The 25,693-nt window shown below is 73.0% G+C and carries 24 protein-coding genes and 1 other RNA gene; 7 read left to right on the top strand and 18 right to left on the bottom strand.

Annotated features, from left to right (window positions below):
- Window positions 1–30 precede the first annotated feature (30 nt).
- Both glnA and ACL00U_RS07905 read right to left on the bottom strand, forming a co-directional pair.
- Window positions 31–1,368 carry a type I glutamate--ammonia ligase gene (gene glnA, locus ACL00U_RS07910; protein WP_412874030.1) on the bottom strand — a complete coding sequence of 446 codons (1,338 nt, stop codon included), beginning with the start codon at window positions 1,366–1,368 and terminating at the stop codon, window positions 31–33.
- A gap of 125 nt (window positions 1,369–1,493) precedes the next feature.
- On the bottom strand, window positions 1,494–1,673 hold the full coding sequence (locus ACL00U_RS07905; RefSeq protein ID WP_017886076.1) for an SPOR domain-containing protein: 180 nt from the start codon (window positions 1,671–1,673) through the stop codon (window positions 1,494–1,496).
- Between the two features lie 149 nt (window positions 1,674–1,822).
- Between ACL00U_RS07905 and map the strand changes: the two genes are divergently transcribed.
- The 3 genes from map to rnpB all read left to right on the top strand — a co-directional run bounded on the left by map (window position 1,823) and on the right by rnpB (window position 4,011).
- Window positions 1,823–2,686 (top strand): type I methionyl aminopeptidase, encoded by an 864-nt coding sequence (gene map, locus ACL00U_RS07900; protein WP_031259254.1) that lies wholly within the window; start codon window positions 1,823–1,825, stop codon window positions 2,684–2,686.
- Between the two features lie 41 nt (window positions 2,687–2,727).
- A complete protein-coding gene (gene ppgK, locus ACL00U_RS07895; protein ID WP_042537019.1) occupies window positions 2,728–3,477 on the top strand; it encodes a polyphosphate--glucose phosphotransferase in 750 nt (249 codons plus the stop codon).
- Between the two features lie 173 nt (window positions 3,478–3,650).
- An RNA gene (rnpB, locus tag ACL00U_RS07890) (RNase P RNA component class A) lies at window positions 3,651–4,011 on the top strand.
- A 718-nt stretch (window positions 4,012–4,729) separates the two neighbouring features.
- Here rnpB and ACL00U_RS07885 read toward each other — a convergent pair.
- The 10 genes from ACL00U_RS07885 to ACL00U_RS07840 all read right to left on the bottom strand — a co-directional run bounded on the left by ACL00U_RS07885 (window position 4,730) and on the right by ACL00U_RS07840 (window position 15,598).
- On the bottom strand, window positions 4,730–5,464 hold the full coding sequence (locus ACL00U_RS07885) for a zinc ribbon domain-containing protein (RefSeq protein WP_017886073.1): 735 nt from the start codon (window positions 5,462–5,464) through the stop codon (window positions 4,730–4,732).
- Between the two features lie 2 nt (window positions 5,465–5,466).
- The gene (locus ACL00U_RS07880) at window positions 5,467–6,312 is read right to left on the bottom strand and encodes a Nif3-like dinuclear metal center hexameric protein (RefSeq protein ID WP_412874029.1); all 846 of its coding nucleotides are present in this window, start codon (window positions 6,310–6,312) and stop codon (window positions 5,467–5,469) included.
- 195 nt (window positions 6,313–6,507) lie between these two features.
- Window positions 6,508–7,608 (bottom strand): hypothetical protein, encoded by a 1,101-nt coding sequence (locus tag ACL00U_RS07875; RefSeq protein WP_412874028.1) that lies wholly within the window; start codon window positions 7,606–7,608, stop codon window positions 6,508–6,510.
- Between the two features lie 107 nt (window positions 7,609–7,715).
- Entirely contained in the window at window positions 7,716–8,330 is a 615-nt protein-coding gene (locus ACL00U_RS07870; protein ID WP_214519797.1) for an RBBP9/YdeN family alpha/beta hydrolase, read from the bottom strand.
- A gap of 64 nt (window positions 8,331–8,394) precedes the next feature.
- A complete protein-coding gene (locus ACL00U_RS07865; protein ID WP_412874027.1) occupies window positions 8,395–9,378 on the bottom strand; it encodes an AraC family transcriptional regulator in 984 nt (327 codons plus the stop codon).
- Window positions 9,379–9,502: 124 nt separating this feature from the next.
- Window positions 9,503–9,916 (bottom strand): ATP-binding protein, encoded by a 414-nt coding sequence (locus ACL00U_RS07860; RefSeq protein ID WP_017886069.1) that lies wholly within the window; start codon window positions 9,914–9,916, stop codon window positions 9,503–9,505.
- Window positions 9,916–10,251: an STAS domain-containing protein gene (locus ACL00U_RS07855; RefSeq protein WP_017886068.1), complete on the bottom strand. Its 336-nt coding sequence runs from the start codon at window positions 10,249–10,251 to the stop codon at window positions 9,916–9,918. Before ACL00U_RS07855 ends, ACL00U_RS07860 begins: the two co-directional genes overlap by 1 nt.
- 59 nt (window positions 10,252–10,310) lie before the next feature.
- Window positions 10,311–11,519 carry a multidrug effflux MFS transporter gene (locus ACL00U_RS07850; RefSeq protein WP_412874026.1) on the bottom strand — a complete coding sequence of 403 codons (1,209 nt, stop codon included), beginning with the start codon at window positions 11,517–11,519 and terminating at the stop codon, window positions 10,311–10,313.
- Window positions 11,520–12,121: 602 nt separating this feature from the next.
- Window positions 12,122–14,779 carry a phosphoenolpyruvate carboxylase gene (locus ACL00U_RS07845; RefSeq protein WP_042537011.1) on the bottom strand — a complete coding sequence of 886 codons (2,658 nt, stop codon included), beginning with the start codon at window positions 14,777–14,779 and terminating at the stop codon, window positions 12,122–12,124.
- Between the two features lie 135 nt (window positions 14,780–14,914).
- Entirely contained in the window at window positions 14,915–15,598 is a 684-nt protein-coding gene (locus ACL00U_RS07840) for a heme oxygenase (biliverdin-producing) (RefSeq protein ID WP_017885635.1), read from the bottom strand.
- An 84-nt stretch (window positions 15,599–15,682) separates the two neighbouring features.
- Between ACL00U_RS07840 and ACL00U_RS07835 the strand changes: the two genes are divergently transcribed.
- Window positions 15,683–16,528, top strand: a complete 846-nt coding sequence (locus tag ACL00U_RS07835; protein WP_412874025.1) for a siderophore-interacting protein — start codon at window positions 15,683–15,685, stop codon at window positions 16,526–16,528.
- A 116-nt stretch (window positions 16,529–16,644) separates the two neighbouring features.
- A complete protein-coding gene (locus ACL00U_RS07830) occupies window positions 16,645–17,211 on the top strand; it encodes a GIY-YIG nuclease family protein (protein ID WP_159555985.1) in 567 nt (188 codons plus the stop codon).
- A gap of 49 nt (window positions 17,212–17,260) precedes the next feature.
- Here the strand turns inward: ACL00U_RS07830 and ACL00U_RS07825 are convergent, their stop codons facing one another.
- The 3 genes from ACL00U_RS07825 to ACL00U_RS07815 all read right to left on the bottom strand — a co-directional run bounded on the left by ACL00U_RS07825 (window position 17,261) and on the right by ACL00U_RS07815 (window position 21,247).
- Complete coding sequence (locus ACL00U_RS07825; RefSeq protein ID WP_412874024.1) at window positions 17,261–18,811, bottom strand: GMC family oxidoreductase; 1,551 nt, start codon at window positions 18,809–18,811, stop codon at window positions 17,261–17,263.
- Window positions 18,808–20,187: an alpha/beta fold hydrolase gene (locus ACL00U_RS07820; protein ID WP_412874023.1), complete on the bottom strand. Its 1,380-nt coding sequence runs from the start codon at window positions 20,185–20,187 to the stop codon at window positions 18,808–18,810. The genes ACL00U_RS07825 and ACL00U_RS07820 overlap by 4 nt, the downstream gene beginning before the upstream one ends.
- Window positions 20,188–20,266: 79 nt before the next feature.
- Complete coding sequence (locus tag ACL00U_RS07815) at window positions 20,267–21,247, bottom strand: hypothetical protein (protein WP_017885640.1); 981 nt, start codon at window positions 21,245–21,247, stop codon at window positions 20,267–20,269.
- Between the two features lie 159 nt (window positions 21,248–21,406).
- Here ACL00U_RS07815 and ACL00U_RS07810 point away from each other — a divergent pair, with 159 nt between their 5' ends.
- Window positions 21,407–21,967 carry a histidine phosphatase family protein gene (locus tag ACL00U_RS07810; protein WP_194590543.1) on the top strand — a complete coding sequence of 187 codons (561 nt, stop codon included), beginning with the start codon at window positions 21,407–21,409 and terminating at the stop codon, window positions 21,965–21,967.
- 69 nt (window positions 21,968–22,036) lie between these two features.
- Here the strand turns inward: ACL00U_RS07810 and ACL00U_RS07805 are convergent, their stop codons facing one another.
- The 3 genes from ACL00U_RS07805 to ACL00U_RS07795 form a co-directional block, all read right to left on the bottom strand.
- On the bottom strand, window positions 22,037–23,059 hold the full coding sequence (locus ACL00U_RS07805; RefSeq protein WP_027465426.1) for a transporter: 1,023 nt from the start codon (window positions 23,057–23,059) through the stop codon (window positions 22,037–22,039).
- A gap of 120 nt (window positions 23,060–23,179) precedes the next feature.
- On the bottom strand, window positions 23,180–23,680 hold the full coding sequence (locus tag ACL00U_RS07800; protein ID WP_412874022.1) for a DUF1684 domain-containing protein: 501 nt from the start codon (window positions 23,678–23,680) through the stop codon (window positions 23,180–23,182).
- Between the two features lie 3 nt (window positions 23,681–23,683).
- Window positions 23,684–24,001, bottom strand: a complete 318-nt coding sequence (locus tag ACL00U_RS07795; protein ID WP_412874021.1) for a hypothetical protein — start codon at window positions 23,999–24,001, stop codon at window positions 23,684–23,686.
- Window positions 24,002–24,383: 382 nt separating this feature from the next.
- Between ACL00U_RS07795 and ACL00U_RS07790 the strand changes: the two genes are divergently transcribed.
- The gene (locus ACL00U_RS07790) at window positions 24,384–25,610 is read left to right on the top strand and encodes a cobalamin-independent methionine synthase II family protein (protein ID WP_412874020.1); all 1,227 of its coding nucleotides are present in this window, start codon (window positions 24,384–24,386) and stop codon (window positions 25,608–25,610) included.
- The last annotated feature ends 83 nt before the right edge of the window (window positions 25,611–25,693 follow it).

Genomic DNA, 25,693 nt, shown 5'->3' with positions numbered 1-25,693 from the left:
CGTGCTCCCGAGGGGTCAGGGCGCTCGGTTCTAGAGCGCGCCGAGGTTGGTGTCGAGCTCGAACGGGGTGACCTGGTCGCGGTAGCGCTTCCACTCCTGCCGCTTGTTGAGCAGCACGAAGTTGAACACCTGCTCGCCGAGGGTCTCGGCGACCAGCTCGGAGTCCTCCATCAGGCTCAGGGCGTGGTCGAGGCTCGACGGGAGCTGGCTGTACCCGAGGGCCTTCCGCTCCGAGTCACTGAGGCTCCAGACGTCGTGCTCGGCCTCGGCGGGGAGCTCGTACTCCTCCTCGATGCCCTTGAGGCCGGCGGCGAGCAGCAGCGAGTACGCCAGGTACGGGTTCGCCGCCGAGTCGATGCCGCGGTACTCGATGCGCGCGGACTGGCCCTTGTTCGGCTTGTAGAGCGGCACGCGCACCAGGGCCGAACGGTTGTTGTGTCCCCAGGTCACGAAGGACGGGGCCTCGTCGCCGCCCCAGAGCCGCTTGTACGAGTTGACGAACTGGTTCGTCACCGCGGTGATCTCCGGCGCGTGCTTCAGCACACCGGCGATGAAGTGCTTGGCCGTCTGCGACAGCTGGTACTGGCCGCCCGCCTCGTAGAAGGCGTTCTGGTCGCCCTCGAACAGCGAGACGTGGGTGTGCATGCCGGAGCCGGGCTGGCCGGAGAGCGGCTTCGGCATGAACGTCGCGTAGACGCCCTGCTCGATCGCCACTTCCTTCACCACGGTGCGGAACGTCATGATGTTGTCCGCCATCGTCAGTGCGTCGGCGTAGCGGAGGTCGATCTCGTTCTGCCCGGGGCCGGCCTCGTGGTGCGAGAACTCGACCGAGATGCCGAGGTCCTCGAGCATGCGGACGGACCGACGGCGGAAGTCGTGCGCGCTGCCACCGGGGACGTTGTCGAAGTAGCCGGCCTGGTCGACGGGCTGCGGGCCGCCGTCCTTCCACTCGCGGCTCTTCAGCAGGTAGAACTCGATCTCGGGGTGCGTGTAGAACGTGAACCCGCGGTCGCTCGCCCGCGCCAGGGTGCGCTTCAGCACGTTGCGGGGGTCGGCCACGGCGGGCTGCCCGTCCGGCGTCGTGATGTCGCAGAACATCCGCGCGGTGGGGTCGATCTCGCCGCGCCACGGCAGGATCTGGAACGTCGAGGGGTCCGGGTGCGCCAGGACGTCGGCCTCGTACGAACGGGTGAGGCCCTCGATCGCGGAGCCGTCGAACCCGATGCCCTCGGCGAACGCGCCCTCGACCTCGGCCGGGGCGATCGCCACCGACTTCAGCGTCCCGATGACGTCCGTGAACCAGAGTCGGATGAACTTGATCCCGCGCTCCTCGATGGTGCGGAGCACGAAGTCCGTCTGCTTGTCCATGCACGACCTTTCCGTGTATCGGGTGGCCGCTGGCGGGCCTCGTCCCAGGCTAGTGGTCCGGCGGTGTGCGCGGGGCCGTGCGACGCGCCGTCACCAGGGTGCCGACAGGCCGCCGACCGCGGTGCTCAGCGGTCCTCGGCGTCCCACTTCTCGTTGTTCGCGGCGATGCGGTCGAGCGCGTGCTGCGCCTCCTCGCGCGACTCGAACGGGCCGATCCGGTCGCGCTGCGGCGACTGGGGACCCTGCTCGACCTGGCCGGTCTTGTCGTTGAACCACCACTGGGACTCGATGCGTTCGTCGCTCATGCCGCCCACCGTACCCACCTGACCCCCTGGAGGCCCGGCGCCGGTCCGGCGGACCGGCACCGGGCCTCCAGGCAGTCGCGCCCACCCAGCCAGGCCGCACCGTGCAGCCGTTGCGCTCGGCGCGTCGCGCCGCGGCTAGAGTGGTCGCCATGCCCCGGGACGAACACGGACACCTGACCGCCGGCCGGATCTCCCCGCACCGCGCCGTCCCGAAGGACATCGAGCGTCCGGAGTACGTCGGGAAGGTCGAGCCGCACGAGCACGGCCTCGGTGACACCTACACGCCCGACGAGGTCGAGCGCATCCGGGTCGCCGGACGCATCGCGTCGCAGGCCATCGACGCCGTCGGGCAGGCGATCCGCCCCGGCGTGACCACCGACGAGCTCGACCGCATCGGGCACGAGTTCGTCGTCGCGCACGGTGCCTACCCCTCCACGCTCGGGTACCGCGGCTACCCGAAGTCGCTCTGCTCGAGCCTCAACGAGGTCATCTGCCACGGCATCCCCGACGACACCGTCCTGCAGGAGGGCGACCTCGTCAACATCGACATCACCGCCTACAAGGACGGCATGCACGGCGACACGAACCGGACGTTCGTCGTCGGCCAGGCGTCGCAGGAGGTCGAGGACCTCGTGACCCGCACGCGCCTCGCCCTCGAGCGCGGCATCAAGGCCGTCGCCCCCGGTCGCCAGGTCAACGTCATCGGTCGTGCCATCGAGGCGTACGCGAAGCGCTTCGGCTACGGCGTCGTCCGCGACTACACCGGACACGGCGTCGGTCGGGCCTTCCACTCCGGCCTGATCATCCCCCACCACGACGCACCGCAGTACGACACGGTGATCGAACCCGGCATGGTGTTCACCATCGAGCCCATGCTCACACTCGGCGGCATCGAAGCCGACATCTGGTCCGACGACTGGACCGTGTCGACCCGCGACAAGTCGTGGACCGCGCAGTTCGAGCACACCCTCGTCGTCACCGAACGCGGCGCGGAGCTCCTCACCGTCTCCTGACCGGACACCTCCGGCAGGCAACCGAAAGGCACGACAACCTCATGACCTCCCTCGCAGTCGGCGTCGACATCGGTGGTACGGGCATCAAGGGCGCGATCGTCGACGTCGCGTCCGGCGCCCTCACCACGGACCGCATCAAGAAGGCCACGCCCGAGGGCGGGAAGCCCCAGGACATCACGGCGGTGGTCAAGGAGATCATCGGTGAGCTCGCCCCCGGTGACGACGTCCCCGTCGGGGTCTGCTTCCCGGCGATCGTGCGGGACGGCAAGACGATGTCCGCCGCGAACGTGTCGAAGAAGTGGATCGGCTTCGAGGCCGAGGCGCTGTTCGAGAAGGAACTCGGCCGCTCCATCCACTTCGTCAACGACGCCGACGCCGCCGGGTTCGCCGAGCAGCAGTTCGGTGCGGCCAAGGGCAAGGACGGCCTGGTCATCGTGACGACGCTCGGCACCGGCATCGGCACCGCGCTCATCAACGACGGCGTGCTCATCGTCAACTCCGAGTTCGGCCACCTGGAGATCGAGGGGCACGACGCCGAGTCCCGCGCCTCGTTCGCCGCCAAGGAGCGCGACGACCTGTCGTGGAAGCACTGGGCGAAGCGCCTGCAGAAGTACTACTCGACGCTCGAGGCGCTGCTCTCCCCCGAGCTCTTCGTCGTCGGCGGCGGGGTCTCGAAGCAGTACGAGGAGTTCCTCCCGCTGCTCGACCTGCAGGCGGACATCATCCCCGCGACGCTCCGCAACAACGCCGGCATCATCGGCGCCGCGACCCTCGCCGCGCGGAGTCGGTAGCGCTGGGCCCGTCGCGGGCGTACCTGGTCGAAACGGGCGTACCCGGTCCGAACTTCCGACCAGGGACGCCCGTTCTCATCAGCGACGCGCGCAGGTCGCGCGCACGTCCTGCGTCGGGCGGCGTCGGGCGCCGCGACGGGCGCCGCGGACCCGGGTAGACTCGCACCAGCGAATGGGTCGGTGAGACGGTCGCGTCGCTCCCCCGGGAGCGCCGAGGAACGTCCGGGCTCCACAGAGCAGGGCGGTGGGTAACACCCACCCGGAGCAATCCGCGAGACAGTGCCACAGAAAGCAGACCGCCGGCGGCAACGTCGGTAAGGGTGAAACGGTGGTGTAAGAGACCACCAGGGGTCCGGGTGACCGGATCCGCTCGGTAAACCTCGCCCGGAGCAAGGTCAGACAGAGGACGTTGAGGCTGCTCGCCGAGTCCTCGGGTAGACCGCTGGAGGCCGACGGCAACGTCGGTCCGAGAGAGATGGCCGTCACCGCCGCGCAAGCGGCGGGACAGAACCCGGCGTACGGCCGGCCCATTCGCCCCTTCTCGGTGCCGCGTCGGCCGGCGCGCGCGGCGCGCGCGGCGCGCGCGGTCACGACGCCCCGCTCAGGTGCGCCGCGTGGTCACGAAGTGTCGGCCGGCACCGCCGCAGCCGACAGTTCGTGACCAGTCGGCGCCACGCGAGCGACGCGTTGCGACCAGCCCACGACGGACCGGAGGCGCGGCGCGGCGCAACCACGAGCCTCCCGCCGGGCGGCGCACGGGGTCACGACTCCCCGTTCAGGTTCGCCGCGTGGTCACCAACCGTCGGCCGGCACCGCCGCAGCCGACAGTTCGTGACCAGTCGGCGCCACGCGAGCGACGCGTTGCGACCAGCCCACGACGGACCGGAGGCGCGGCGCGGCGCCGCCACGGGCCTCCCGTCGGTCGGCGCACGCGGTCACGACTCCCCGCTCGGGTTCGCCGAGTGGTCACGAAGTGTCGGCTGGCACCGCCGCAGGCGACAGTTCGTGACCAGTCGGCGCCACGCGAGCGACGCGTTGCGAACAGTCCACGACGGACTGGAGGCGCGGCGCGGTGCCGCCACGGGCCTCCCGTCGGTCGGCGCGCGCGGTCACGACTCCCCGCCCAGCTTCGCCGCGTGGTCGACAACCGTCGGCCGGCACCGCCGCAGGCGACGCGTTGCGACCAGTCCACGACGGACCGGAGGCGCGGCACCAGCCGGCACCGCGCCTCCGCTCCGGACGTCGCTCGCGTCTACAGCCCGGACTCGGCCGTCCGCACCAGGATCGCGTCGCTGTCGGGGCACAGCACCACGTCGTCGGGCGCAGCCCGGCGGATGGTCTGCAGGTCGGAGTTGTTGAGCGCCACGCCCGAGGCCGTCGACACGCCACCCTGCAGCAGCGAGGCGCCGAAGCCGTAGCGAGCACGCTGCCGGTCGTACAGGGCGAGCAGCTCGGCCGGCACCTTCGCGGCGACGTCGGCGCGGGCCTGCTCGGCGGACTCGCGGTCGGCGGTCAGCCGGGCGATCTCGGCGTCGCGCTCGGCGACCAGACCGCTGCGAGCGGACTCCACCTCGGCGAGCTTGCCCTCGATGTCGCCGACCCGGGCACGGAGCCCGTCGAGGTTCTCCATGATCTCGAGCTCGGCTGTCTCGAGCCCCCCGATGCGCCGCTGCAGCGAGTCGAGCTCGCTCTGCAGTCCGGCGGCGTCTTTCGCGTTCGCGACGTTCTGCAGCATCGTGGTGTCGCGCTCGACACGGGCCTGCGCGACCGCGGTGTCGGACTCCAGACGGGCGAGGTCGCGCTCGGCGTCCTCGACCTCGCCGGTGGCGGCGACGAGTTCGCTGCGGAGGCCCGCGGCCTGCTTGCTCAGCTCGGTCAGCCGGTCGCCCTTCTGCAGCGACGTGATGCGGTGCGCGATGCGGGTGACGTCGTTGTCGAGACGCTGGACGTCGAGGAGGATGACCTGGTCCTCGGGTGCTGCCTTCATGGTCAGGCTCCTTCTGTGGGGGTGGTGGGTTCGGCGGCCGGCAGGACGGCGAAGTCCCACGGGTCGGTACGGAGGTCGCTCACGGTGACGCGGACCCCGGCGTGGGCGCGGAGCTGCTCTGCCGCGACGTCGAGCCAGAGCCACTCGGTGGCCCAGTGCGAGGTGTCGATGAGCGCGGGTCCGCCGCCGAGCAGTGCCTGTTCGCGGAACTCGGACGCCGGGTGGTGCCGGAGGTCGCTCGTGATGTAGACGTCGGCGTCCAGTACCGCCGGATGCCCGAGCAGGGAGTCGCCCGCACCGGCGCAGAGCGCCACGGTGTGGACGGGCTGGTCGAAGTCGCCGGAGACGCGGACCCCGGTCGCGGTGGGCGGCAGCAGATCGACGAGCTTCCGGGCGAGCGCGCCGAGGGTGGTTCCCGCGGGCAGGACACCGACGCGACCGATGCCGGTGTCGGGGGCGGCTCCGACGTCGAGCGGGCGCTGCGCGGTCAGCCCGAGGCGGTCTGCCAGGACGGCCGAGGTGCCGGTCGTCACGACATCGGCGTTGGTGTGTGCCGCGAGCAGGGCGCTGCCGCCGCGCACGAGGGTCGCGAGGACGCTGCCCTTGTAGGTGGACTCGGCGATCGTCGTCACCCCGCGGAGCAGGAGCGGGTGGTGCGTCAGGAGGAGCCCGGCGCCAAGCTCCACGGCCTCACGGGCGGTGGCGGGGACCGCGTCGACGGCGAGGTGCACGTGCTCGACGGTGGCGTCCGGGTCACCCGCGACGAGCCCGACGGCATCCCACGACTCGGCACCGGCGGCGGGCCACAGGTCCTCGATCACGGCCTGGAGTTCGCGGAGCGTCGGCATCCCGTCAGTCTACCGAGGCGACCGCCCCGCCACGGGCAGCCGGACCGTGTGAGGTGATCCGGGCCTCCAGGCGGTGCGACCGGAGAGGGTGCAACCGGGGGCAGTACAGCCGGACCCGGTGCGACCGGAGCCGGTGCGACCGGAGCCGGTGCAACCGGAGCCGGTGCAACCGGACGAGGGCCGGACCGAGGACGGTCAGCGACGACCGAGCAGGCCGAGCAGACGCTCGACGAGTCGCGTCCACCAGCCGGCCGGGGCCGACGTCGTGGTGACCGCCGCGTCCGCCTCGTCCGCGAGCGGGGCCGGGGCCGGGGCCGGGACGACGGGTGCGGCGACGGCGTCCGGTAGGACGACCGGCGTGCTCGCGGTGGTGCCCTGGTGCGCCGTGAGGGCGGCGGCGAAGGCCGCGCGGTCGATGACCGTCGGGCCCGTGGCGGGCAGGACGAGCGGGGTGGGTCGCGTGGACGCGGACACCGGCGACACGGCCGGGAGGCCCAGCACCGGTCGAACGGGTTCGTCGCGTTCCGGGACGACGAGTTCCACGACCGGGGCGGGTTCCCGGGTGGGTGTCGGGTCCTGCGCTGTGGTCGCGTCCTGTGGTGCGGTCGCGTCCTGTGCTGCTGTTGCGTCGTGTGCTGCTGTTGCGTCCTGCGCTGCGCGCGCCGGGAGGCGCGCGGGCCGGGTCACGAGCGCCACCGGCGCGGTCGCTGCGCGACGGGCTGCGGCACGGTCGCGGCGGTCCGCCTCAGCGGCGGCGTCGGCGAGCAGGTCGGAGAAGACGGTGTGGGCGAACGCGCGGGCGGCCGTCACCTCGGGGTCGTCGGAGCCGGCGACGGTGGCCTCCCACGCGGCGAGGCGCGCGAGGTCCTCGTCACGTCGGCGGACCTCGTCCTCGAGCAGGACGATGCGGTCGATGGTGCTGCGACCCGTGGACCGCGATACCTCGACGGCCAGGTCCTCGATGCGCAGGGCCAGGCGCTCCGGCGGCTCCGGGAACGACGGGGCGCAGACGGCGGCGTGGCGGGCACGGTCGCGGCGGAAGGCCGGGGCCGCGACGGGAGCCGAGTCGGTCGTCGCGTCGACCGGTGCCGTGACGGCGACGGGAGCCAGCGTCTCGTCGGTGCTGGTCGTGCTGTCCGCGACGAAGCCGGGGCGCTGCACGGGGCCGGTGACCGGCGGGACGACGAGGTCCGGCACGTACGGCGCGCGGGTGGCCGGGGCGTCGCGGAGCCACTCCTCGAGCTCGCGGCCGAACGGGTCCACGAGCGGGGTGCGTGCGCCGGACTGGGTCTCCATGTCCGAAGGATAAATATCGCGCGGGCCGAAATGCGGGACATCCGCGGTGTGTCGCTGCACCGCCTGCCATATCGGCTCGGAAGTGAGCGGCGTGTCGCGGCCCGCCGTCACCGCGTCCGTCGGAGGCCGTCCTCGAAGGCCCGCAGCAGCTCCCGGCCGGCAGGCCAGCCGCCGACACCGCTGGCGACGTTCACGTGCCCCAGGGCACCAACACGGACGACGTCCGCGCGCATCGCGGCGGCGAACTCGAGGGCACGGGACGCACCGCAGTAGGGGTCGTCGTCGCTCACGACCAGGTGCGTCGGAACCTGCTGTTCCGGGGGCACCCGACGCGGCGGCGCGAAGCCCGATGCCTCGGCGGGGAACGCGTCGCCGAGCGGATCGGGCGGTGCGACCAGGAAGGCACCGGCGACCAGGGCGGGTGCGGTCGTCGTGGTGGCGAGCCAGTCGGCCGCGGCCAGGACGCCGAGGCTGTGGGCGACGAGCACCGGGGGTTCGCTGCACGCGGCGACGGCCGTCGAGATCGCGGCGCGCCAGTCGTCCGCGACGGGGGCGCTCCACGAGTCGGGGGCGATGCGGACGGCGCGGCGGGTTTGCTGATCACGCTGGTCGTGCCGCTCGCGCTCGTCGTGCTGCCGGTCGCGCTCCCAGACGGACTGCCAGTGGTCGGGGTCCGAGTTCCAGATGCCCGGGATGACCACCCACGGTCGCGGTCCGCTCATCCGGGCAGCGTAGCGAACCGGCGACGCACCGAGCCGGAGTGTGACGCGGGGCGTCCTGCCCCGGTCAGGCGTGCGGCACCGCTCCCCGCGGCTGCTGCAGCGTGTCACGCGGGTACTGGCCGAAGCGCGCAGCGTACGCCGCCGAGAACCGGCCGAGGTGCGCGAAGCCCCAGCGCAGTGCCACGCTCGCCACCGTCAGGTCACCGGCCGACCCGCGTCGGAGCTCATCGTGCACGCGGTCCAGGCGGATGCCCCGGAGCATGGCGTTCGGTGCCGTGCCGACCTGCCGCTGGAAGGCCTGCTGCAACCCCCGGACGCTCAGTCCGACGTGCTCGGCGACGTCGGTCGTCGTGATCGGGGTGTGTGCGAAGGCGTGCATGAACTCGACGGCCTCGCGGACGCGCCCGGTGGCACCCTGCGGCAGTGTGACGTCGGGGGCGATGGACTCGTGCGGGAACGTGTCGAGGAAGGCCAGCGCGGTCTCGCGCACCGTCTCGGCGAGGGCGAGGCCGGTGAGTGGCGCCGGACCGAGCACCACGGCTGCCGCGCGCTGCACCTGGGCGTTCCACGCGCGGAGGTCCTGGGGCCGGGGCGCCGCGGTGTGGTCGAACACCAGGGGGCCTGGCCGGGTGCCGTGCACCTCGGCGGCGAGGCCTTCGAGGTACGTGCGGTCGAACTGCACCAGGCTCTGCCGGACGTCCTGCAGGTCGAACACGAAGGGGCGTCGCGACGGGAACACCCGGGGCGTCCCCGGTGCGAAGTCGACCTCCTGCCGACCGACGTCCACGCGGCCGCCACCGTCCGAGGTCCACATCACGACGTACTCGTCGGGGACCTCGACCTCGCCGCGCATCCGCCCGTCGAACCGGGTGGAGCGGAAGGTCATCGCGTCGTCGCCCACGACCTGGAACCGGTACGCGAACGGACGACCGGTCCGGGACGCCGAGAACCCCGAGCTCTCGTAGGCCTCTTCGTACAGTTGCACGGCCGCGTCGAGTCCGGCGCCGGACGTCTCGAACCGGATCCGGGGATCAGGGTCGTCAGTCATCGCGCGAATCGTGACACGGTGTCCGGGAAACGCGTCAATCGTCTCCGCGTCATTGCGGTTTGCGGCCCGCGCAGTGCGCTGTGCGGATGAGCGGTCCGGCTGCTGCTGCTGGTCCTGGCCCTGGTCAGTGCCGCGACCGCAGGACCGTCCAGCGGTTCCGGTCCGCGACGCGCTCGTACCGCAGGTCGTCGACGACCATGCGGACGAGGGCCAGCCCGCGGCCACCCTCGGCGAAGTCGTCCGGCAGCACGGCGGCATCGGGGTCCACGGTGGCGGCGACCCCGTCGTCGGAGAGCAGCGCCTGGACACGCTCGTTGCCGACCTGGAGCCGGAGTTCGCACGAGACACCGTCCGCACGCGCGCCGTGCTCGATGACGTTCGAGGTGAGTTCGACGAGTGCGAGCTCGAGGGCCATGCGGTCCTCGGCGGAGACGGTCGGCTCGTGCTGCCACACGCCCGCCAGGAACTCGTGCACGGCGGACACGTCGTCCGGCGGGCACGCCAGTGCGAGCATGTGCTCGGCGACGGGGGCGGTCATCACCAGTCGGTCACCGCGGCGTCCCCGTCGGGGTACGTCCGCAGGATCTTGTCGATGTTGGAGAGCTTGAGCACCATCTGCACCTGTTCCGACGGTGCCGCGATGCGGAGGTCGCCGCCGGCCTGTCGCGCGGTCTTCAGGCTGCCGACCAGTGCGCCGAGGCCGGAGGAGTCCATGAACTCGACCCCGGAGAGCTCGACGACGAGCCGCGACCGCCCGTTGCCGACGATCTGGGCGACGGTCTCGCGGAACGTGGGTGCGGAGACCATGTTGAGCCGGCCACTGCACTCCAGCACGGCGGTGTCGGTCTCCGCCTCGTGTACGACGATGTCCATCTCGGTGGGTCTCCTCAGATCGGTGCGCCTTGCAACCAGCAACCTACCGGCTCAGACCCTCAGGTGTGGGACCGGTTTCGCCGCGTCGCCGTCACCTGCACCACGACGGCCGCAGCCATCAGCGCCGCCATGACCCCGCCCATGGCCAGCGCGGTCCCGCCGAGGGCGCCGGCGAGCGGGGTGCCGAGGCCACCGATGCCGAAGGTCAGCCCACCCTGCAGCGCGGCCGCGGTGCCCGGGTGCGCCGAGCCGACGTGCTGCGTCCGGGTCATCGCAGCCGGCAGGACGAAGCCCCACGCGGCCGTCACGACCGCGAGTGCGCACCACACCGGCACCGGCCCGAGGTCGAGGATCGCCGACACCACCACGGCCGTGGCACCGAGGGTCCCGACGACCAGGCCGAGGGTCAGCAGGGCATCCTCGGTGACCCGCCCGACGAGCCGGCCGAACAGCAGCGTGGTGATGATCATCATCGACGCGTTCGTGGCGAAGACGAGCGTGTACAGCCCTTCGGAGAACCCGTACTCCGACTGGAACACGAACGAGCTCGTCGCGATGTACGCGAAGAACCCGACCGTCGACAGCACCCCGCTCAGCACGTACGCCCGGAAGCGCGGGATCGCCAGGAGCTCGCGGATGCGCCGCCCGTTCGCGGCGAACCCGACGCCACCGCGACGCTCGGGCGGCAGGGTCTCACGGAAGCGCAGCACCACGGCCACGAAGAACACGGCGCCGAGCACCGCCAGCACGACGAACATGAGCCGCCACGTGCCGATCGTCAGCACCGCTCCCCCGGCCAGCGGGGCGACCACGGGGCCGATCGCGTTGATGGCCGCGAGCGTGCCGAACACCTTCGCCATCCGGGTACCGCTCGTCACGTCGGACACCATCGCCCGACCCGCGACAGCACCGGCGGCACCGGCGAGTCCCTGCGCCACGCGGGCCACCACCAGCGTCACGACGTCCGGGGCGAGTGCGCAGCCGACCGACGCCAGGGCGAACAGGGCGGTCCCGACGACGAGCATCGGCCGACGACCGATCCCGTCGCTCACCGGGCCGACCAGCAGCTGACCCACCGCGAACGCGACGAGGAACGCCGTGAGCGACAGCTGTACGGCGCCGGGGGTCGTCCCGAGGTCCCGCGCGATGGCCGGGAGCGCCGGGATGTACATGTCGGTCGCGAAGGGCGAGACCCCGACGATGAGCGCCAGCGGCACGATCGGGGGCAGCACGGTCGTCGTCGGTCTCGGCATGCGCTCCGTCGTCACCTCGGACACGCTACGCGTCCCCGAATCGATTCGACAGGGCACTTCGTGAGCAGCAACTGTCGGGTCGCGGTGCCGGACGCGACCGTTGCTGCTCACGGATCGCGGGCCCGCGACGTGCACGCGGACGGACGGGAGGCCCGGTGCCGGCCCGCCACGGGCCTCCCGTCCGCCGCCGCGAGCGGCCACGACACCCCGCTCACGTCCGCCGAGCGGTCGCGCACCGTCGCCCGGCGACGGCGCAGACGACGTGTCGTGACCACTCGGCCGGGACCACCCGACGTGTCGCGACCCCTCGGCGAGGGCAGCGGCGCGAAGCGCCAGCGGTCACGACACCCCGCTCACGTCCGCCGAGTGGTCGCGTACCGTCGCGCGGCGACCGCGCGGCCGACGCTTCGTGACCACTCGGCCGGGACCACCCGACGTGTCGCGACCACTCGGCGAGGGCAGCGGCGCGAGACGCCGAGCGGTCGCGTTCCGTCGCGCGGCGACCGCGCGGCCGACACTTCGTGGCCGCTCGGGGGCGCGGCTCGGGACGTGCGCGGAGACGGACAGGAGGCCCGGTGCCAGCTGGCACCGGGCCTCCTGTCCGTGGGGTGGGGGCGTCAGCCCGTGTTCTGCAGGCCGGCGGCGATCCCGTTCACGGTGAGCAGCAGGAGCCGGTGGTCGGCGTCCGTCGGGTCCGTGCTGCCGGACGTGCGGATGGCGCGCAGCGCACGGAGCTGCAGGTGCGACAGGGCGTCGACGTACGGGCTGCGCAGGCGCACGGCGCGGGCCAGGACGGGTCGGTCCTCGAGCACGTCGCTGCCGCCGGAGACGCGGAGCACCCAGTCGCGGGTGCGCACCATCTCGTCGAGCACCTTCGCGGCGAGGTCGTCACGGTCGGCGAGCTCGAGGTACCGGCGGGCGATGTGCTCGTCGGTCTTCGCGAGCGACATCTCGACGTTCTTGATCATCGCGGCGAAGAGCGGCCACTCCGCGTAGGCGGCGCGGAGCACGTCGACGTCGCCGACGGCCTCGAGCGCGGATCCGAGCCCGTACCAGCCGGCGAGGTTGATGCGCGCCTGCGTCCACGAGAACACCCACGGGATGGCGCGGAGGTCCTCCAGCGACTCGACCGACAGCCCGCGACGGGCCGGGCGGGAGCCGAGGGGCAGCAGGCCGATCTCCTCCATCGGGGTGACCCGGGCGAACCACGGCGCGAACCCGTCGGCCTTGACCAGGTCGTAGAAGGCGACGCGCGAGACGTCGTCGAGCTGCTGGGCGAGGTCGGCGAAGCGGGCGGCAGCGGCGGCGGTCCGTGCCTCGTTGGACGGCGAGGACGCGAAGAGCGTCGCCGAGGCCATCTGCTCAAGGTGGCGGGCGGCGATGTCCTGGTCGCCGTACTGGGCGAAGATGACCTCGCCCTGCTCGGTGAGCTTCAGCCGACCGTCGATCGATCCCGGCGGCTGCGCCAGGACGGCTTCGTTCGCGGGACCACCACCGCGGCCGAGCGAGCCGCCGCGGCCGTGGAACAGGGTCAGCTCGATGTCGTTGTCGCGGGCCCAGTCGGCGATGCGGGCCTGGGCGTCGTAGAGCGCCAGGTTCGCGGACACCGGGCCGACGTCCTTCGAGGAGTCCGAGTACCCGAGCATGACCTCGAGCCGACGGCCGGTCGCGGCGAGGCGTCGCTGGAACGCCTCGGTGCGGACGGCCTCGTCGAGGATGTCGACACTGGCGTGCAGGTCGGCGAACGTCTCGAACAGCGGGATCACGTCGAGCACCGGCGCGGCCTCGGCGGACCCTAGCGCGGCGACGGCCAGCTCGTGCACGTTCGCCAGGTCGGCCGGGGACTGCGTGAAGGACACGATGTACCGGTTCGCCGCGCGGACGCCGTAGCGGGACTGCAGCCCGGCGATCGTGCGGAAGACGGCGAGGACCTCTTCCGTGGTCTCGCTCAGTTCACCACCGGCGCGGATCTCGGCGAGGGCCGTGCGGTGCACCTGCGAGTGCTGGCGGACCTCGAGCTCGGCCAGGTGGAACCCGAAGGTCTCGACCTGCCAGAGGAGGTTCTGCAGTTCACCGTTCGCCGGTCGGATCGCACCGGCGGCGATGAGCGAGGCCTGGATGACACGGAGGTCGGCCAGCAGCGCCTCGGGCCCGTCGTAGGCCAGCGTCGTGCTGCCGGTCCGGGTGGCGTCGATGCGCGCGGCGACGAACAGGAGCGCACGTCGGTGCGTCTCGTTCGGTGCGCGGACACCGATGCGCTCCGCGATGCCCGGGTCGAGCGACTCCTGCGCGGCGACGAGGGCGGTGAGCCCGGCGTCGGCGGGGGTGTCGCTCGCGTCGAGGGTCAGGGCGCTGCCGATGCGGGTCGTCGCGCGGGCGAGGCCGAGCAGGATGTGCTCCGCCGCGATCTCGGCGGCCTGACGGGTGACGTCGGCGGTGACGTGCGGGTTGCCGTCGCGGTCGCCGCCGATCCAGGTGCCGAAGCGCACGAACGCGGGGGCGATCACGGGCGCCCGGCCGGCGTCGTCGCCCTGCAGCCGGTCGTCGAGCAGGCGGTACACCTGCGGGACGATCTCGAACAGGGTCTGGTCGAACACGCTCATCGCGGTGCGGACCTCGTCCAGCGGGGTCGGCCGCGTGGTCCGGAGCGGCGAGGTCCGCAGGAGGGTCGTGATCTCCTCGAGCAGGCGGCGCTCGTTCTCGGCGCGGGCCGTGGCGTTGCGGGCACGGTCACGCTCGTCGATGAGGTCCGTGATGCGGCGGACACCCGTCGTGACCGCGCGCCGGCGGGCCTCGGTCGGGTGGGCGGTCAGCACCGGGTGGAACCGCAGGGTGCGGAGCCGCTCGGCCGCCTCGGCCTCGCCCACCTCGGCGACGAGTTCGGCGTACGTGGCGGGGAACGAGTCCCCGGGCACGCCGCCGTCGTCTCCGCGCTGCCGGAGGACGCGCACGCGGTGGTGCTCCTCGGCCAGGTTCGTCAGGTGGAAGTAGGTGGTGAACGCCTGCGCCACTGCCTCGGCGCGTTCGGCCGACATGCCCGAGACGATCGCCTGGGCACGTGCGGCGCCCTCGGCGTGGTCGCCCTCGTAGGCGTCGATCACGGCCGCGCGCAGTGACTCCACGTCGTGGAGCAGTTCGTCGCCCCCGTTCTCGCGCAGCACCCGGCCGAGCAGGTTGCCGAGGTACCGGACGTCGGCGCGCAGGTCGCTGTCGACCGCACCGCTGACGTCGTCCCGCGCGCGCTCGTGGCGTGCAGATCCGTCGATCGCCGTCATGGAGTCCTTTCCGGGTCGTCCGGGAGGCTGGTCCCGGGTCCCAGCAGCGTATCGGCACCCGGGGGCGCATGACGTCGACCGTCCGGACGGACGCGGGGCGGGGTCCGGGCCCGGTGCCGGGCTGCCGCTGCCGCGTCAGGCCGGGACGGAGGCCCCGCCCGGCTCCTGCCGGAACGGCGCACGTCGGGCATCGAGGCCGGCGAGCAGCCCGCGGTTCAGCTCGTAGGCCAGCTCGACCTCGGCGATCACCCGTTCCTGCTCGTCGGCCGACCACGGCGCGGCGTCGAGCTGGGCCCGGTAGGTGTGCTCGAAGTCGCTCGGGTCGGCGACCTGGTCGAAGATGTAGAAGAGGATCCCGTTCGTGTCGAACCCGAACCGCTCCGCCAGCACCTGCCCGATCACGTGCCCGCCGGACACGTCGCCGAGGTACCGCGTGTAGTGGTGTGCCACGAAGCCGCCGGGCCACTCGGCCGCGACCTCGTTCAGCCGTCGCACGTACGCGGTCGTCGCGGGCAGCGGGCACACCAGCTCGGACCAGTCCGGGCCGATCAGGTACTCCAGGTCGGCGCGGATCGCCGGCATCCGGGTGAGCTGCGCGGTGACGAACGGCGCCGCCACGGGGTGGTCGGCCATGCGCTCCGCCGCCCGCTCGAGCGCGTCGTACACGAAGGCGTACTGTCCGAGCAGGTCCGCGTAGTCGGCGACGTCGCAGTCGCCGCCGAGCAGGTCCTGCATGAAGCCGCTCGTGGCCGAGGCACCGTGCGAGCGCCGCGTGCGTCGCCGCAGCAGCTCGGAGAACGGGATGACGGTCGAGTCCATGAGGTAAGGCTAACCTTACTGATGCGCGCGTCAAGCAGGGATCACCCAGGTGACGCCGAACCTCCGAGAGGAAGCTCCCCCACGATGAGCTCGAAACCCAAACGCCAGCAGCACGTCTTCGTCGTCGACCGCACCGAGCGACTCTCGCCCCACATGGTGCGCGTGCACCTGGGCGGCTCGGCGTTCGAGGACTTCGTCGCCCAGGCCGACCCCGACCGCCTCGCCGCCACCGACAAGTACGTGAAGCTCCTGCTCGCGAAGCCGTCGCTGGGGCTCGTGCCGCCGTACGACCTCGAGGCCCTGCGCGAGACCCTGCCGAAGCACGACCGCCCCGCCCGCCGCACCTACACCGTGCGCGCCGTCGACCACACCACGCGGACGATCGCGATCGACTTCGTCGTGCACGGCGACGCGGGCCTCGCCGGTCCGTGGGCAGCCTCCGCGCAGCCCGGCGACCGGATCGCCCTGTCCGGACCCGGCGGCGGCTACGCACCGACCACCGACCCGGCCCTCACGCACGTGCTGCTCGGTGACGACAGCGCCCTGCCCGCGATCGGGGCCGCACTCGAGTCGATGCCCGACACCGCCACCGGGGTCGCCCTGGTCGAGGTGGCCGCGCCCGCGGACGAGCAGGACCTCCGGCACCCGGCCGGGGTCGACCTGCGGTGGCTGCACCGGGACGCCACCGGCGCACAGCCGGGCACGCTCCTGCTGGAGACGGCCCGCGGGCTGCCGCGTGCCTCCCGGCCGGTCCAGGTCTTCGCGCACGGCGAGCGGACCGCGATGAAGGCGATCCGTCGACTGCTGCAGGACGACTGGGGGCTGGAGAAGCGCGAGATGTCGCTGTCGGCGTACTGGGCGCTCGGTCGTGGCGAGGACGAGTTCCAGGAGGAGAAGCGCGAGCCGGTCGGGGTGATCTTCACCGACTGACGGCGGGCCTGCGTGCCCGTTCTAGGTCGGTACGCCCGATTCGACCAGGGACGCCCGGCGCGCGCAACGGCCGGGAGGGCCGGGGCACGTCGGTGGGTCCGGCTAGCGTTCGGCGCATGGTCACCTCGTCGTGCTGCGTGCCGGGTTGCGCAGGCGTCCTCACGGACGGACTCGCGGGCGTCCCCCTGTGCGGCACGCACGTCGCGTTGGTCGCCGACCTCGCGGCCGAGCACCCCGGCGTCGAGGACGCCCTGCCCGGCCCGTGCCCGGTGTGCGCGTCGCGGATCGGGGTGCGCTACCCCTCCGGTGCGGTGTGCGCCCGATGCGAGTGGCGGTGGGGCGAGGTACCCGACGGCGATCTGGCTCCCCCACGGGTCGACGTCGTCTACTACCTGCGCATGCGCGACGACTTCGGTGACCGCATCAAGATCGGCACGACGATGAACCCCCGGCAGCGGCTGGCGGCCATCCCGCACCAGGACCTGCTGGCGTTCGAGCTCGGTGACCGGACGCTCGAGCGCCGGCGGCACGCCACGTTCGCGGCCAGCCGATACCCGGGTACCGAGTGGTTCCGGGTGACGCCGGAGCTGCTCGCCCACGTCGACGCCGTCGCCGCCGGGGCCCACGACCCGTGGGACCTGCACGCCCGGTGGACGAGCGAGGCGCTCGCCTTGCGGGGCTGAGCCGCGGCAGGGCGGTCGGGGCGCGTGCGCAGCCGGTCGGGACGCCTGCTCAGGCGGCCTGCAGCATGCGGTCCGCGGTGCGGAGCGAGAGCGCCATGATCGTCAGCGCCGGGTTCGCGATGACCGCGCTCGGGAACACCGAGTTGTCAGCGATCCACAGGTTCGGGACGTCCCACGAGCGGCCGTCCTGGTCGACGACGGAGGTCTCGCGGTCCGTGCCCATCCGCGCGGTGCCGATGGTGTGCGCCGTGCGTTCGAGCACCCGGACGTCCTTGCCGCCGGCAGCCTCGACGATGGTCGTCATCGTGCGGACCGCGTGGCGGCGGATCGCTTCCTCGTTGGAGCCCGGGGTGAACGAGACCCGCGCACGCGGGACGCCGTGCTCGTCGAGTTCGTCGGAGAGCTCGAGCCGGTTGTCGTCGTACGGCAGGCACTCGGCGTTGATGCCGACGCCGGCCGAGAACGGGTAGTCGTGCAGCGCCCGGACGAGTTCTGCGCCGCGGAGTCCGCCGCCTCTGACCAGCGACGTGGCGAAGGTCTGCGGCTGCGCGCCCAGGCTCTGGATGAGGTAGCCGCCGGCGAAGTCGGCGTCCGCCGGCCGCACGAAGTCCTCGGTGATGATCGACGACGGGTACCCGCGGTACGAACGCATCGACTCGTCGAACCGCGCCCACACCTGGGTGGCTCCGTGCGCGGTGAAGTTGCGACCGACCTGCCCGCTGCCGTTCGCGACACCGGTGTGCAGCAGCAGCCGCGGGGTCTCGACACCGCCCGCGGCGAGGACCAGGGACCGGCAGCGCTGGCGGTGCTCGCGCCCACCCGCGGTGTACACGACCGCCTCGACGCGACCACTCGAGTCGAGCTCGATGCCGTGCACGAAGGACTCCGGTCGGATCTCGGCACCGAAGGCCACGGCCGCCGGCAGGTAGGTCGTGTCCATCGACACCTTCGCACCGTTGCGGCACCCCTGGTGGCACGACCCGCAGGACACGCAGGCCTGGCGCAGCCCGTGGTGCTCCTGGTGGCGGTCCTCGGTGGTCAGCCCGACCGGGGCATCGGTCGCGGTGATCCCTGCGGCAGCGGTGCCGCGCATCATCATGTCCGAAGAAGCGTTCCGGGCCGGCGGGCGCATCCGGTAGCGGCGGGACGGGTCCCACGGGTAGTGCTCGGGACCGGCGACACCGACGTCGTGCTCGACCTGCTCGATCCATCCGGTGAGCTCGGCGTGGCTGATCGGCCAGTCCTGCCCTTCGCCGCTCTCGGTGCGGAGCCGCAGGTCGTGGGCGCTCGGCCGCGGGGTGAACGCGCCCCAGTGCAGCGTCGAACCGCCGACACCCGTCCCGCTGTTGTTCGGACCGAAGGCCGTCGGGGCTCCGCCACCGCTCAGCCGCTCGTCCATCCAGTTGATGTCACCGGGGGCGGCGACCTCGTCCGGCACGTGGTCGCCCGGCTCGGTGTTGCGGCCGGCCTCGAGCGCGACGACCGTCAGGCCACGGCGGGCCAGCGATGCGAGGAGCGGGGCTCCGCCGGCTCCGGTGCCGACCACCACCACGTCGACGACGTCGTCCGTTCCGTACGTGCGTTGTCCGTCGAGTCTCATCGTGCAGCTCCGGTCGTCGGTGCGGTGTCGATCGTGGTGTGGGGTGCGGCGGCTTCGGGCTCCCAGGCCTCGCGCTCCCCCGCCGCGAACAGTCGGAAGCCCTGCTTGCGGACGCCGTCGCCACCGTTCGCGTAGCCGTCGAAGTCGATGGCGGCCATGGTGGCGGGGTGCGCGAGCCAGTGCTTCACCAGGTCGACGCTGGCGTCCTCGAACCACGCACGCAGCTGTTCGGCGTCGAGGCCACCGTCGGCGCGGTACCGACCGACCGCCACGGCCTCGAGCGCCTGGTCGAGCGCACCGTCGCGGGCGGGTGCGGCGAGGACGTCGAGCGCGGCACGGTAAGCCTCGGCGTCCACCGGCAGCCCGTCGGGTCGCCAGCCGTCGCCGAGCCCGGCGGCGAGCTGCGCGTCGACCCGCAGCGCCAGGTCGACCTGGTCGGAACCGGGCTGCGGGACGACGATCCTGGCGACCGCACGGAGGGTGTCCAGCTGCGTCGGGGTGAGGGCCTGCGGTGCGGCGGCCGGGTCATCGGGCAGGGCACGAGCGGCGAGCAGGCCCCGGGTGCGGGCGCTGACCCGCGGCGAGGCGATCACGCGGGCGTGCTCCACGGGGACGACCGGTGACCCAGCGACCCGGCGTTGCCAGAAGTCGCGGATGCGCGCGGCCACGGCCTCGGGCTGCTCCCACGGCAGCAGGTGGGCGGCGCCGTCGACGACGTGGAGCTCGTTGTTCGGCCAGTGCGGCACGGTCAGGCGGCGCTGGGCGTCGGCATCGAGGTCGCCGTCCTCGGCACCGGCGAGCACGAGGGCGGGCACCGGGTTCGGCGCCGCGTCGGACCAGTCTTCACGGCTGCCGCGGGTCAGCCAGTCCCGCCAGGCCTCGGGGTCGGTCCGCTCGACGTCTCGCACCGCCGCCGTGTGGCGCGACGGTGCGAGGGCCGACGCCGTGTTCGCGGCGACGAACTCCTCGGCGTCGTCGGCGCTGATCGGGCCGTCGGCCGCCCACGACAGCATGGACCGGCGGCGGTCCTCGTCCATCGGCTCCGGGGCGAGCGGGGACGCGGCGAGGAGCACCACGGCACGCAGGCCGAACAGACCGTTCGCACCGGAGATCGTCCGGTCGGCGACCACCGTGGCGACCTTGCCGCCCATCGAGTGCCCGAGGAGTACCCATTCGGTCGAGCCGCTCGCGCCGATCGCGCGCTCCACCAGGACGGCCATCTCCTCGACGGTGGTGCCGGACGACGCCGGGCTGCGGCCGAAGCCGGGCAGGTCGATGCCGATCAGGTCGAGGTCGCCGACGAGTTCGGCGCGCAGCAGCGCGAACTCCTCGGAACTCGCGCCGAGGGCGTGGAGACAGAAGACGGTGGTCACCATGTATGCCTACCCGTCCCTTGCGGCCGCTCCCAGCCGGGCCGTACCCCGCCGGGTCGTGCGTGTACCCCGATCGACGGCGTCACCGGGCGTACGCGTCGACGAACAGGGCGCCCCGGAGATCACGCAGGGTGTCCGCCAGGCGATCGACGGTGCGGCCGGAGATGCCCGACACCTGCAGGTCGTGCGGGCCGAGCGCCGGCAGCCGTCCGGTGCGGATGCGGACGACCTCCCACCCCACGGCGCGGACGGCGCGGTCCTTCTTCCGGTCGGTCTCCTGCCGCGGGCCGACGTGCTCGAGCCCGTGCCGCCCGGTGGAGTCGTACTCGATGGCGACGCGCAGCTCGGGCAGGATGATGTCCGGCCAGGCCTCGACGTGGTCGAAGAACGGGCGGTCGAGCCGGATCGCGGAGTGGTCGTAGGTGAACGCGAACCGCTCGGACAGCATGCCCCGGAGCTCGGCCTCGACCGCCGAGGCCGTCGCCGGGGCGCAGACGCTCGTGAACGACTCACCCGACGGCAGCCGCGGGGTCTTCGGGCAGATCGTGCGGGGAACGGACTGGGCGCTCCGCCGTGGCGCCCCACCGGCCGACCCGGCGACGGGCCGACGGGACCGGGAACGGCTCGACGCGACGGCGCCGGCCGGGACCCCGCGCACCGGAGCCGCGGGCAGCGTCTGTCGTCCCGCGCTCCGGACGACCCGCTGCGGCACGGGGACCGCCTGGGGCCAGTCCGACGGCAGCACCGGCCACCGCTGCGGCTGCGCCTGCACCGCGCACTCGGGGCACCAGACGGAGCGGCGGCGCTCACGGCCCGGACGGGACCGCTGTTCGGACGGGGTCGCCACGAAGACGTGCCCGACGTCGCACTCCCAGGTGAGCAGGACCTCGGCCGCCGGGGGGACCTGGGTCAGGACGACGCCGTGGTTCCAGTCGGGGTGGTACTGCCGGATGAGCACCGGGTACGGCGCCCAGTCGGCGCGGAACTGTCCGACGGCGTACGGCACCGCTTCGCCGCGCGACCACTGTCGGCGGCGCCACCACGCATCGACGGGTTCGGCCACGCCACCACGCTAGGAACGACCACCGACAACCACCGCGGCCGGCATTGTTCGGTGCGAGGTTGCCCTCTCGGTGCGGTGGAACAGGGCGGCACGGAGCGGGCAACCTCGCACCAGACTGGGCCAGGGGCGGGCGGGCGCGCACCGTGCGAGGATCGCCGGATGGTCTCGTCGTTCCTGACCCACGCTGAAGTGGTCGTCGACCCCGCGGTCCCGATCGAGTCGTGGGGGCTGTCGCACGAGGGCCGCGCACGGGCCAGGGCCGCGCACCCGTTCGCGTGGACCCCGGACTCCCGCCGCATCGTCTCGAGCACCGAACGCAAGGCCGTCGAGACCGCCGATCTGCTCGCCCTCGCCGTCGAGCTGCCCGTCGAGCAGGACCCCCTGCTCGGCGAGATCGACCGGAGCGCGACCGGCTACCTGCCGCCGTCCGAGTTCGAGGCCGTCGTCGACGCGTTCTTCGCCGAGCCCGAGCAGTCGGTCCGCGGCTGGGAACGGGCGGTCGACGCGCAGGAGCGCATCGTCGCGGCCGTCCGCCGGCACTGCGCCACCGGCGACGTCACGATCGTGTCGCACGGTGCGGTCGGCGCGCTGCTCCTGGCCCACCTGCGCGGCGTCCCGATCACGCGCGCCCTCGACCAACCCGGCATGGGCAGCGTCTTCCACTTCGACGCGCCCGCCTGGCGGGCGACCAGCGACTGGAGACGCGTCCCCGCGCCCTGACGGGAGGCCCGGGGCGGGGCCGCCACGGGCCTCCCGTCCGCCGCCTTCGCGGCCCGACCGCCGCGCTCGTCAGACCACGCGCGTCGCGCCCGTCACGGGGCCGGGAGCGGCGTCCTCGTCGTCGGCGTCGTGCAGGGTCCGCTCGGCCTGCCCGAGCAGGTGGTGCACGGCGAGGCCGATGGAGCGGGCACCGACGACCGCGACGAGCACGCTCAGCAGCGCCAGCAACGCGGCGGTGGGGATCCAGGCGGACGGCAGCGCGAGTGCCCGGAACCACTCCACTGCGGCGGTGGCGACCGCGGCGGCCGGGAACACGAACGACCAGAACCCGAGCGAGAACGCCAGGCGGACGTACCGCGGCAGCAGGGCCAGCTGCACGAGGACCATCAGGACGCCGAGGCCCGCGATGGCCTGCACGGGCAGGGTCACAGCACCGTCGGTGAGGGCGAACACCGACAGGGTGGCGACCGCCGGCGGCGCGACCAGGATCGCCATCGTCGGCACGAGCGGCCCCGGCAGCGCCGGTCGGAACGCCAGCCGGATGAGCAGCAGGCCGGTCATCACGCCCCAGAAGAACACGCCGACGCCGAGGGCCGGCCAGGACAGCCAGCCGACGCCGACCTCGTGCGTGGCGACCGAGGCGACCAGGGCCGCGGCGACGGTCGGCAGCAGGTAGCCGCCGTGCACGGACTCCAGGGCGAGCCGGCCCTCGAACCAGGTGCTCAGCAGCCAGGCGGCGAACCCGGCAGCGGTGGCCACGGCGGCGAGCACGACGACCTGCCCGGCGACGGGGGCGAACCGCGCGAGGTCGACGCCGAGCAGCATCGCGGTCGCGGGGACGAGCGCGGCGATCGGCCCCTGGGCCGGGTGGCGGAGCTGGTCGACCAGCCGTTCGCTGACGCGTGCGCCCCGGACGGCGTGCGCCCCGAGCAGCCACACCCACGCGACGGCCGCGATCGCCCAGAACACCTGCGGCACCACGGTGGGCAGGTGCAGCACGGGGGCGGCGTACGACCACGTCTCGGCGAAGCCGGCGAGGCCGAACGGGACGGCGAGGGTGTTGAGCGGGATGCGGGAAGTGGGTCGTGGCATGGCTCCCCTATTCTCGTGGACGGGTTGGCTGCGCCGGTGCGCGGCTGGGGCCGGGCGTGCGCGGCGGGGCGTGCGTGCCCGCGGGCCGTGTGTGCTCGGCGGGCCGTGCGTGCTCCGCGGTCAGGCGGCGGGCAGCTGCTCGCCCGCCTCGATCGCCACGTCGAGCCGGTTCTCGGCGGGCGGCAGCGGGCAGGTCGCGTGCGGGGTGTACGCGCACGGCAGGTTCGTCGACCGGTTGAAGTCGATGCGGGTGGCACCGTCGGCATCCGGTGCGGCGATGTCGAGACTCCGGTTCGCCGCGTACGTCGTGACCCCGCTCGTGCGGTCGGTGAACAGCACGTGCAGGCCGCCGGCGTGCCCGTTGAACGCCAGGAGCGACCGTGGCCCGTCGAGGTCGAACGTCAGGACGCCGGGGGCCTCGTAGACGTGCAGCAGGCCGTCGACGACGCTGCCGACGGTGACCTCGCGCGGGGTGTCGAACGGCTCGAAGTGGGCGTCCACGACGAAGCGTTCGGTGGGTGCGTACGCGGGGGTGCCGCGGTACGCGACGCGCGTCGGGTTTGAGGGGTGCCGCGGACGCAGCAGGTCGCTGCCGCCGCGCCGGGCGACCTCGATCACCACGGTCTAGTCGCCGTCGCGCCACACCACGTTCGTGCTCGAGCGCTCCGGCAGCGGGCCGAACCGGTGCGTCCCGCTGACGTGCTGCCCGTCGACCTCGATCGTCTCGTCCTCGGCCAGTGCGACCATCGGGCCGTCCTCGTCCGTCGACCAGCTGCCGGGTGCGTCCTCGAAGCGTTCCGGCGTGGCGGTGAGCCAACGGATGCTGGTGATCGCGAGGAACCCGTGTTCGCTCGCCCGGTCCTGTTCGTGGTCGTCGTGCCAGGCGGTCCACGCTCCGGCGAAGGTCGGAGCGGCCGGGGTGGTCGGGTTCGTCGTGCTCATGGGTCGACCGTACGATGGGCGGCCCGACGGCGCGACGATCGTGTCCCCGTGCGTCGGCGGGCGTGCGCGGGCCGGGGCGGGCGGCGGGGCGGGCGGCGCGATGCGCGGCGGCGCGGGCGGCGCGATGCGGAACGACACCGTCGACGTCGCACGACATCGACCCTGTCGTTCGCACGCGCCTGTAACCGTCCGCGCGCGCAACGAGCGACCGAGTCGGTGTCGGACGACGTCGGCCATGTCGTTCGACGTCCGCACGCATCCACAGTCGCGGAACGTAACGGGCCCGATCCCTCGTGGCAGAGTGGCACTGCAGCGCACCGCGAAGCCTCGCGCGCGGCCCCCGACTCCCGACAGTCCGCACCCATCGAGAGGAAGGCAGCGCATGCCCTTCGAGAACACCGACCGCATCCAGGCCACCACCGCCGGATCACTCCCCCGCACCCCGGAGCTCATCGCCGCGAACGCCGCGCGGCCCGTCGCCGCCGACGGCTTCACGCTCGAGACCACCGACGAGGTCCGGGCCCTGACGAGCGCGGCCGTCGACGACGTCGTCGCACGGCAGACCGCGCTCGGCATCACGCAGCCCGGCGACGGCGAGTTCGGCAAGGCGATGTCGAACAGCGTCGACTACGGCGCCTGGTGGGGCTACTCGTTCCAGCGCGTCAGCGGCCTGAGCCTGACCGACGAGAACATCTTCTCGCAGCAGCCGGTCCGGTCCGCCCCGGGGAACATCCGGCTGACGAGCTTTCCGGACCGCCGCGACTGGACGATCTTCCACGACGCCTACACGGACCCCGAGTCGGGCATCGGCACCGGCAAGAACGCCACCGCGTTCCCGACCACCACGGGCCCGATCACCTACACCGGACACGAGGCCGCGGCCACCGACGCCGCGAACCTCAAGCACGCGGTCGAGGCCGCCGGCGCGGACAACGGCTTCATCACGGCACTCTCCCCCGGTTCGGCCGCCCGCATCGCGAACGAGTACTACGCGACCGAGGAAGAACACATCTGGGCCTGGGCCGATGCTCTGCGCGAGGAGTACACGACGGTCCTCGACGCCGGCCTCGTGCTGCAGATCGACGACCCCTCGATCGCCGAGAACTGGGACCAGATCAACCCCGAGCCGAGCATCGAGGACTACCGGGCCTTCACCCGCATCCGCGTCGAGGCGCTCAACCACGCGCTCCGCGGCCTCGACACGAGCCGGGTGCGCTTCCACCTGTGCTGGGGGTCCTGGCACGGCCCGCACACCACCGACATCGAGCTCCGCCACATCGTCGACCTGATGCTCGACATCGACGCCGGCGCGTACTCGTTCGAGGCGGCGAACGCCCGCCACGAGCACGAGTGGGCGCTCTGGCAGGACGTCACGCTGCCCGACGGCAAGGTCATCGTCCCAGGGGTCGTCAGCCACGCCACGAACGTCGTCGAGCACCCCGACCTGGTTACGCAGCGCATCGAGCGGTTCGCCTCGGTCGTCGGACGCGAGCGTGTCATCGCCAGCACCGACTGTGGCCTGGGCGGACGGGTGCACCCGCAGATCGCCGCGGCGAAGCTCGAGTCGCTGGGCGAGGGTGCCCGGCGCGCGAGCGCGAAGCTCTTCTAGCCGCCCGTTCCTTCCCAGAACGGCTGCGGTACCTGGCGAGACCGGGCGCACGCACGAGCGGACTGGAGGCCCGGTGCCAGCTG

Origin of the sequence: Curtobacterium poinsettiae, assembly GCF_047226435.1 — a bacterium.
Taxonomy (GTDB): Bacteria; Actinomycetota; Actinomycetes; order Actinomycetales; family Microbacteriaceae; genus Curtobacterium; species Curtobacterium poinsettiae.
This window is presented reverse-complemented; position numbering and strand designations above follow the sequence as displayed.

What these genes read in the sequence shown, in the direction of transcription:
- glnA (WP_412874030.1), bottom strand. Translation starts at nt 1,368, where the DNA reads ATGGACAAGCAGACGGACTTCGTGCTCCGCACCATCGAGGAGCGCGGG.
- ACL00U_RS07905 (WP_017886076.1), bottom strand. Translation starts at nt 1,673, where the DNA reads ATGAGCGACGAACGCATCGAGTCCCAGTGGTGGTTCAACGACAAGACC.
- map (WP_031259254.1), top strand. Translation starts at nt 1,823, where the DNA reads ATGCCCCGGGACGAACACGGACACCTGACCGCCGGCCGGATCTCCCCG.
- ppgK (WP_042537019.1), top strand. Translation starts at nt 2,728, where the DNA reads ATGACCTCCCTCGCAGTCGGCGTCGACATCGGTGGTACGGGCATCAAG.
- ACL00U_RS07885 (WP_017886073.1), bottom strand. Translation starts at nt 5,464, where the DNA reads ATGAAGGCAGCACCCGAGGACCAGGTCATCCTCCTCGACGTCCAGCGT.
- ACL00U_RS07880 (WP_412874029.1), bottom strand. Translation starts at nt 6,312, where the DNA reads ATGCCGACGCTCCGCGAACTCCAGGCCGTGATCGAGGACCTGTGGCCC.
- ACL00U_RS07875 (WP_412874028.1), bottom strand. Translation starts at nt 7,608, where the DNA reads ATGGAGACCCAGTCCGGCGCACGCACCCCGCTCGTGGACCCGTTCGGC.
- ACL00U_RS07870 (WP_214519797.1), bottom strand. Translation starts at nt 8,330, where the DNA reads ATGAGCGGACCGCGACCGTGGGTGGTCATCCCGGGCATCTGGAACTCG.
- ACL00U_RS07865 (WP_412874027.1), bottom strand. Translation starts at nt 9,378, where the DNA reads ATGACTGACGACCCTGATCCCCGGATCCGGTTCGAGACGTCCGGCGCC.
- ACL00U_RS07860 (WP_017886069.1), bottom strand. Translation starts at nt 9,916, where the DNA reads ATGACCGCCCCCGTCGCCGAGCACATGCTCGCACTGGCGTGCCCGCCG.
- ACL00U_RS07855 (WP_017886068.1), bottom strand. Translation starts at nt 10,251, where the DNA reads ATGGACATCGTCGTACACGAGGCGGAGACCGACACCGCCGTGCTGGAG.
- ACL00U_RS07845 (WP_042537011.1), bottom strand. Translation starts at nt 14,779, where the DNA reads ATGACGGCGATCGACGGATCTGCACGCCACGAGCGCGCGCGGGACGAC.
- ACL00U_RS07840 (WP_017885635.1), bottom strand. Translation starts at nt 15,598, where the DNA reads ATGGACTCGACCGTCATCCCGTTCTCCGAGCTGCTGCGGCGACGCACG.
- ACL00U_RS07835 (WP_412874025.1), top strand. Translation starts at nt 15,683, where the DNA reads ATGAGCTCGAAACCCAAACGCCAGCAGCACGTCTTCGTCGTCGACCGC.
- ACL00U_RS07830 (WP_159555985.1), top strand. Translation starts at nt 16,645, where the DNA reads ATGGTCACCTCGTCGTGCTGCGTGCCGGGTTGCGCAGGCGTCCTCACG.
- ACL00U_RS07825 (WP_412874024.1), bottom strand. Translation starts at nt 18,811, where the DNA reads ATGAGACTCGACGGACAACGCACGTACGGAACGGACGACGTCGTCGAC.
- ACL00U_RS07820 (WP_412874023.1), bottom strand. Translation starts at nt 20,187, where the DNA reads ATGGTGACCACCGTCTTCTGTCTCCACGCCCTCGGCGCGAGTTCCGAG.
- ACL00U_RS07810 (WP_194590543.1), top strand. Translation starts at nt 21,407, where the DNA reads ATGGTCTCGTCGTTCCTGACCCACGCTGAAGTGGTCGTCGACCCCGCG.
- ACL00U_RS07805 (WP_027465426.1), bottom strand. Translation starts at nt 23,059, where the DNA reads ATGCCACGACCCACTTCCCGCATCCCGCTCAACACCCTCGCCGTCCCG.
- ACL00U_RS07795 (WP_412874021.1), bottom strand. Translation starts at nt 24,001, where the DNA reads ATGAGCACGACGAACCCGACCACCCCGGCCGCTCCGACCTTCGCCGGA.
- ACL00U_RS07790 (WP_412874020.1), top strand. Translation starts at nt 24,384, where the DNA reads ATGCCCTTCGAGAACACCGACCGCATCCAGGCCACCACCGCCGGATCA.